The organism is Natronospira sp., from assembly GCF_007134575.1.
Lineage (GTDB): Bacteria > Pseudomonadota > Gammaproteobacteria > Natronospirales > Natronospiraceae > Natronospira > Natronospira elongata.
The window spans coordinates 1-7,811 of record NZ_SLKM01000125.1 but is presented as its reverse complement, the minus strand read 5'-3'; the positions used below and the strand labels follow the sequence as shown (position 1 = coordinate 7,811).

The following is a 7,811-nucleotide window of genomic DNA, read 5'->3' as shown; positions in this document are numbered from 1 at the left end:
GACGAAGATGCCTTCGGTGCGCCGGATGACGAGTCCCTCGACTACGCGCTGGGATGGCCCAGTGATCCGGGGATCCAGTCCGACAGCCGCAGCATCGATGATTTTGCCGGTCTGGAAGGTGGTGGCACCTGGGTTGTCCGCCTGTGGGGTACCTGGGACGGTCAGGATCCGGCCGGGAGCCTCCAAAGTGGCAGCCTGATTGAGATCGAAGGCTCGGCCATGAATCTGGCGTTCAGCCCGGACGGTGGCAGCTTCATTGCCGGCGAGCCGGTGGACGTGGCCATCAGCAGCGCCGACTCGGATGCCACCATTTACTACACCCTCGACGGCAGCGACCCGGACAGCGGCTCCGATTCCATTGACAGTGGCGAAACCGTCACCGTCAGTGGTGGTGTCGATGATGTCGTCGTCCTGCAGGCCTTCGCCGAGACCAATGAGGGCGATACCCCGATTCAGGGCCGTGAGTACGCCTTCTTCAGCGAAGTCGGCATCGTCGACGGAGATGGCCAGGCCATTACCGATCAGCGAGTGGATGCAGGCCAGGGCGTGGCCTTCAGCCCGGATGGTGGCTCCGGCGACTACGCGGTCAGCGCCGCCGCCAACAGCTTCCCCGACTCCGACGTTGAAGGGGAGCTCAGTGAGGAAAACGGTGAATGGACCTTCACGGTGACACCGGAAGGGGCCTTTGCGGGCAGTTATGAGGTCACCGTCACCGACGCTGAAACCGGTAGCAGCAGCAGTTTCCTGGTGAATGTGGACTTGCTGGTGGAGGCCGACTTCGACCTCCTGCTGGAAGCGGACGAGCCCCGTGAGCTGCGGGTGCTGGGCGCCGTGCCGGATTATGCTCTCAGCCTCTCCGTGCAGGACACTGACGGCAATGACAGCACGGTGGCCGAGCTTGATCCCGCCGATGTCACCAGCGTGGACGACGCCGAGGCCGGCAACCCGGCCACCACACTGGCCAGTTCCACGGTGAGCAGCAGCGAGGACTTCCAGGTTGAAGTCCACGACAGTGGCGGCAGCTACGAAACCGTCACCGCCGATGGCTTCAGCACCGCCCCGAGCCGGCATTACGCGGGCTGGGTGTCTTCCGAGTTCGGTGATGACCTGGTCGGTGCCCGCGTGAAGACCGCCGACGAGGTCGGTCCCGAGGGACAGGAGCGGCGTTACCGCACTGAGACCGACGACGACGGTGTCTTCCACCTCATCACGCCGGTGCCGGACGACGGTGAGCATGACCTGGCCGTGGTGACCGATGGCTTTGCCATGGCCAATGTGGCCGGTGCCGATTGCGTGGGGAGTGAGCCTCAGTGTGATGTGGTGCTTTCCGCCGCCGGCGAGATTCGCGGCGAGATCAGCGGTCTGCTGGAAGACGAGACCGTTGCGCTCTACCTCGAGGACAGCGCCAGTGGGGACCAGTTTGGACCCATGGAAGTCACCGCCGATGGCAGCGGCAGCGATGCCTTCGCCCTGCCGGCCGACACCACCCGGGCCTACACCATTCTGCTCAGCGGAACCGGTTACGAGCCCCTGGAAGTGGATGACGGTGGCAGCGACTTCGTCTTCAGCGGTGACCAGGAGGTCATCGAGGGCGTGACCCTCGAGCCTCAGCCCACTACCCCGGAGGTTCTGTCCGTGAGTGTGGTGGACAGCGAGCGCGAGGTGCTGGTGGTGGCGGTGGAGCTGTCACCCGCCGACCGTGCCGGCTCGGTCAGTCTCGACTGGGGCGAGGAGGACGAGGCCCTGGAAGAAACCACTGACGCGGTCAGCTATGACGCCGGTGCCGAGCCGGTCACGGTGGAAGTGGAAATCAGCGGCCTGGATTGCAACAGCAGCTACGACTTCCGCGCCACCGCCGTCAACGACCAGGGCATGAGCCACGCAGGCGAGCTCGGTCAGGGCGAAACCGCCGGCTGTCCCTCCTCGGGCTCCTCCGGCTGCAGCCTCGCCTCGAGCGATGACGGCAAGCCGGACCCCCTGCTGCCGCTGATCGGTTTGCTGGCCCTGCTGGGGATGGTGGTCGTCCGCCGCCGGGTCTAAGACCCGCTCACCCAAAAAGCCGGCCCCCTTGGGGGCCGGCTTTTTGTTGTCTGCGCGCAACGGGCGGAGGTTTCTCCGGGCAAAAACCGGCCAAAACCGTTTGCAATTGTCTCCGATATAGACTTAAATGCTACGTGCGCAAGAAGTTAGACAGCGGGTCCTTCCAGCCCGCTGTCGCATCGGCGCATCACTCTTGCCGAGTTGGGGGGCCGGTGTATTGCCTGGAACGCAACGACACAGTCAGGGGGCGGTGTCCCTAAGGGGGCCTCTGCCGAGCCTGGCAGTGTTGGTGATTAGGACACTATCTAGGGAGTGTGTTATGAAGTTCAAAACGACTCGGTCGGCAGCCGCCGGCCTCGGGGTGGTTTTGGGCGCGGCAATGGGTGCCACCATTGCTTCTCCGCCCACGACCATCCCGGTTTCCGACTTTGAAATCCAACAACATACCGTTGGGCCTGATGGGCACCTGATGCCTCAGTTTGGCGAGCGGGATACTGCTCCCAAGCTTGAAGAGCTGAAAAAGGAGCGGCCGCACGAGACCATGCGGATCATTGTGGCTCTGAATGAGCTGCCTTCCTCACTTTACACGGGCGGCATCGACGGCTTCGAGCCCACCAGCCCCATGGTGACCGGCCAGGACCGTCTCCAGACCGGTGTGGACGCGGTTCAGGCTTACGAGTCGTTTCTTCGCAGCCAGCAACAAGGTTTCCTGCAGGAAGCTGCCTCGGTTCTGAATCGAAAGCTGGATCCTGTTCACAACTTCGTACGCACAATCAACGGTCTGGTCGTCGAGGCCACTCCCAGTGAAGCGGCCCGGCTGAATAACGTCCCCGGTGTTCGTTATGTCACCCCGGACCGTGAGCTGACCATTGATACTGATACCGGTCCAGGTCGCATTGGCGCCCCGGACGTCTGGGACAATGACGACCCGATGGTCGCCAACCGTGGTGAGGGTGTGGTCGTTGGTGTCGTTGATACCGGCATCATTGCAGATCATGTCGCCTTCGCTTCCGAAGTGGAAGCCAATGAAGACTTCGGCATCGAAGCCTATACCCACACCAATCCGCTGGGTGAGGGCGTCTATCTGGGTGTCTGTGACCAAGAGCATGACGACTATGATCCTGATTTCCCCTGTAACGCCAAGCTGATTGGTGCTTATGATTACAGCGGAACCAGCGCCGACGACGATAACGGTCACGGCTCCCACGTTGCGGGCACAGCCGCGGGTAACCCGGTGGTAATGAATCTGTTCCCCTGGTACGACCCGGAAGAGATGCTGGTGGCCGCCGAAGATGAAGATGCGCCTTTTGAGGCCTTTGTCAGCGGTGTGGCACAGCGTGCCAACGTTATTTCTTATCGTGTCTGTGCACCGGGCTGCCCGGTTTCCGACTCGGTAGCCGCTTTTGAACAGGCCATTGAGGACGGAGTTGATGTGCTCAACTTCTCGGTCAGTGGCGCCAATGATCCTTACGGCAATGATCCGGTCAGTGAAGCCTGGCTGAGTGCCACCCACGCGGGCATGTTCGTTGCTGCCTCCGCTGGCAATGATGGCCCCGGGGCTGGCACGGTCAGCAAGCTTGCGCCCTGGGTCTCCTCTGTTGGCTCCAATACCCACGGCCGGACTATCCGTGGCGTGGCCGATCTCACTGTAGAAGGTGGTGAGATGGAAATTGGACCCTTCCAGGGTGGCGGTCTGACAGGCAGCTACACTGGAGAAGTTGTTCTGGGCGAGGATTTTGGTACCCAGGATCAGGTAGCCCGCCAGTGTGCGGATACCGATGCAGGCTTCTTTGGTCCGGTGCTGGTCAACCCCTTCGGTCCGGGCGAGTTTGACGGCGAGATTGTCGTCTGCGAACTGGCTGTCGATGACATCTTGGGCATCGTTCTGCTGCCCTTCGCCATTCAGAATGTTGCAGCTTCTGGTGGCGGCGGCGTGATCGTTCATAACGCTGAAGATCTGTTCTTTGTTGATGCAGAGGGCAATGAGACATTCTCTGCAGGTTTCCGCGGTGATGCGCCGGCTGTCAGCGTGACTTACGAAACCGGTGCCGCAATTCGTGAGTGGCTGGAGTCCGGCGAGGATCACCTTGCTTCGATTAGTGCTGCTGCGGTGGAGTTCATCCATGACGAAGCTGCCGCTGGTCAGATGTCCAGCTTCAGCTCACGTGGCCCCTCCTCGTTTGCGCCGGAGTACGCCGATCTCCTGAAGCCGGATATTACTGCCCCGGGCCAGAACATCATGGCTCCGTATTGGGCGGATATCGGTGCAGCGAATGCCGAGAACTACCACGCCATCAGCGGTACTTCCATGTCCAGCCCGCATGTGGCTGGTGCGGCCGCCTTGGTGCGCGGTGCCCACTCGAGCTGGACCCCCATGCAGGTCAAGTCGGCGCTGATGCTCACTGCTGAGGCCCTGCCTGGCTTTACCTGGTACGACCAGGGCGCCGGTGAAGCTCGCGTGGCGGCTGCCGTGGAAGCCGGTCTTGTCATGGACGAGTCCATCGGCAACATGATCGGTGCCGATCCCTTCGCCTTCGGCAACCTGCGGACCCTGAACCTGGCCAGCATGGCCAATCGTTCCTGCCTGGCCAGCTGTAGCTGGGAGCGGACGGTGACCGCGACAAGTGGTGGTAGCTTCACCTTTGAAGGGCAGACGATTCAGGGCGACGTGGACGTAAGCGTTTCCCCGTCCAGCGTGACCCTCGAAGCCGGCCAGTCCGCCATCGTCCAAGTGACCATGAGCGGTCCGGGCCTGATACCTGTTGCTGACGGTTCTACTCCCACCGCCTTTGGCCGTGTGTTGATCACCGATGAGAGTGGTGGTCCGGATATGGCCATGCCGATTGCCGCTGAACCGGACGATTCCCTCACTCGTGCGGAAGTCCAGTTTGGCAGCGGTCTGGATGACCTCTACGGTCTGGCTCATACCCTGAGCGAAGGCACAGTCTGGGCTGGTAGCCGTGAACTGGTCGGCGGTGACGACCAACTTCATGAATACACCTTTGCCGGTCAGCCCACGGGCAATGCCCTGAGCACCAAGGACTACGCCGACGCTGACGATGAAGAGTGGGGCGCTGGTGTTGCTTGGAACCGCGACACCGGTACGCTCTGGCAGGTGAACATTGGTGGCGATGGCTGTATCCACGAGGTGGACCCGGAAGAAGGTGCCACCGGTGTGTCCATTTGCCCCGAGGAGATGGCTGCCTCCGGGGACAACGGCGACGATCCTGATCCCGCACCGCGTGCGGTTGCTTACGACGCAGTGAATCAACTGCTGTTCGTCGGCGAGGACCAGGGTAATATCCACGTCGTTGACCTGGATGGCCAAATCCTCCAGACCGTCGCCACCGGCTATGCCATCACCGGTCTTGCCTACAATCCGGCTAACGGCATGCTCTTCGTGGCGGATGTGGCCGATGCTTCGGGAGACATCTTTGTTCACGATGTCAATGCCGGCTTCGCCTTCGTCACCGATTACGCCATCGCTGATGATCAGGGCAACCGGGTATTTGAAGGCGGCTATCTTGCCGATGTGACCTTCGATTGTGACGGTGTCTTCTGGATGGCCCATTCCGGCAACCAGGCCATTTACGGGATCGACTTGCCTGCTGCTGGAAACGCCTGCCCCGGCAGCATGATCGACCTGTCTGGTCAGGAAGCCACTGGCAGTGAAGGTGATACCGCCGATCTGGGCTACTTCATCGTCGATGGTGTCATTGACGGTACGGTGATCGACATTACCTACACCACCACCGGTGCAGACTGGCTGGATGAGTTCGTGATGGATATCACTTCGCCAGCTGGTACCACCGTACGAGTAGCAGGTGGCGACAGTCCATTTGGCGGTCCAGCCGACGACATCGATTATCTCCTGGATTGGCCTGCCAGTTCTGGCACCGAATCGGCCATTCTGGACATCGATGACTTTGATGGTGAAGACGCCGGTGGCCTTTGGGTGGTGAACATGTTCTCCACCTGGGGTGCCAGCGACGTGGCCGGCTTCATGGAGTCCGGCTCTGGTGTTGAATTTGGTGGCGTAGAGGAAGTCGCCGAATTCATTTCCTTCGATCCCGACCTTGGTGTACCGCGGGGGCACTTTGATGCCACGGTCAACACCAAGGGCAGCGCAGGTGAGTTCTTCATGCGCTGGGGTCACAGTGAGGAGATGAATAACGCCACTGCTCCAATGCAGTTGACGGATAGTGTCTATCCGCAGAGCTTGACTGCCGATATCGGTCCCATCCGCTGCAGCGCGACCGTTTACGCCCAAGGCGTGATGGTTGTCGGCGGCGAGGAGATCGAAACCGAGGTCGTTTCAGCGGATACCGCTGATTGCCCCGTCGGCGAGCCTGCTACTGACACATCCTCTGGCACCGACGTGGGCGCCTGCTCCATGGGCGATGGCCGCCAGGCCTTCGATCCCATGCTGCCCATGCTGGCGTTCCTGGCTCTGTTCGGACTGGTGGTGGTTCGCCGCCGGGTCTGATCAGTCAGCCTGAAAGAAACGGTTTCACCGTTTGCCGCCCCCGGGTCTCTGACTCGGGGGCGGTTTTTTTTTGCCCGGCAATCCCGGAACTCCCCCGGCCATTAGCACTCAAACCCCACGAGTGCTAAGATAAAGGCATCGAAAAAGACGACGATAGGGGAGATGGAGACATGGCCGAGACACAGGCATTGACGGTCCGTAACAGCACGGATTTCGCGCTTGCAGGCCCCTCCGGGAGCCTGGACGCCTATCTCAATGCCGTGGGCAGCATCCCCGTGCTCTCCGAGGCGGAAGAGCACCGCCTGGCTGTGCGCTACCACGACGATGGCGATCTGGACGCCGCACGCCAGCTGGTCATCTCCAACCTCCGCTTCGTCGTCCATGTCGCCCGGGGCTACCAGGGTTACGGCCTGCCCTTCGCCGATCTCATTCAGGAAGGCAATGTGGGCCTGATGAAGGCGGTCAAGCGCTTTGATCCCAATGTGGGCGTCCGCCTGATTTCCTTCGCCGTGCACTGGATTCGGGCCGAAATCCACGAATACGTCATTCGCAACTGGCGCATCGTCAAGGTCGCGACCACCAAGGCTCAGCGCAAGCTCTTTTTCAACCTCCGCAAGGCCAAGAAGCGTCTGGGCTGGTTCAGTCAGGAAGAAGTGGACAACGTCGCCCAGGACCTTGGGGTCAGTAGCAAGGAAGTGCTGGAGATGGAGAATCGTCTGGCCAACCACGACATGGCCTTCGATCCCCTGCCGGGGGCCGGTGACGACGAGGAGGGCAGTTACGCCCCCGCCCAGTACCTGCCCGACAGCGACAGTGACCCGGCCAACGTGGTCGAGGCCAGTGACTGGAGCGAGACCGGCAGTCGGCGTCTGGACCAGGCCCTGTCCCGCCTGGATGAGCGCGCCCGGCACATCCTCAGTGCCCGCTGGATGGATGAAGACAACAAGGTCACCCTTCAGGAACTGGCTCAGCAATACGGCGTCTCCGCCGAACGCATCCGCCAGATCGAAAACGGCGCCATCAAGAAACTCCGCGGCTACATGGCCGCCTGACGGCGGTTGCTAGCAAGCAGCAAGAAAGGCACCTCAAACCTACTGTAGGAGCGGCTTTAGCCGCGATAGGGGCTTATCGAAGGCACATTCGCGGCTAAAGCCGCTCCCACAGCCGATGTGTCGCTGTACCCTCCCGCATGCTCCTTGCTCCTTGCTCCTTGCTCCTTGCTCCTTGCTCCTTGCTCCTTGCTCCTTGCTCCTTGCTCCTTGCTCCTTGCTCCTTGCTCCGTGCT

The 7,811-nt window shown here is 61.4% G+C and carries 3 protein-coding genes; all 3 read left to right on the top strand.

Annotated elements, in window-relative coordinates; translation table 11 throughout:
- Positions 1-2,040, top strand: a 2,040-nt coding sequence (locus tag ACJWXQ_RS04815; protein WP_406672280.1) for a chitobiase/beta-hexosaminidase C-terminal domain-containing protein, incomplete at its 5' end; no start/stop codon positions are given.
- A 319-nt stretch (positions 2,041-2,359) separates the two neighbouring features.
- Positions 2,360-6,526: a S8 family serine peptidase gene (locus ACJWXQ_RS04810; protein ID WP_406672279.1), complete on the top strand. Its 4,167-nt coding sequence runs from the start codon at positions 2,360-2,362 to the stop codon at positions 6,524-6,526.
- Between the two features lie 170 nt (positions 6,527-6,696).
- Positions 6,697-7,578, top strand: coding sequence for an RNA polymerase sigma factor RpoH (rpoH, locus tag ACJWXQ_RS04805; RefSeq protein WP_346052164.1), 882 nt, complete (start codon positions 6,697-6,699; stop codon positions 7,576-7,578).
- Positions 7,579-7,811: the final 233 nt, after the last annotated feature.

What these genes read in the sequence shown, in the direction of transcription:
- rpoH (WP_346052164.1), top strand. Translation starts at nt 6,697, where the DNA reads ATGGCCGAGACACAGGCATTGACGGTCCGTAACAGCACGGATTTCGCG.
- ACJWXQ_RS04810 (WP_406672279.1), top strand. Translation starts at nt 2,360, where the DNA reads ATGAAGTTCAAAACGACTCGGTCGGCAGCCGCCGGCCTCGGGGTGGTT.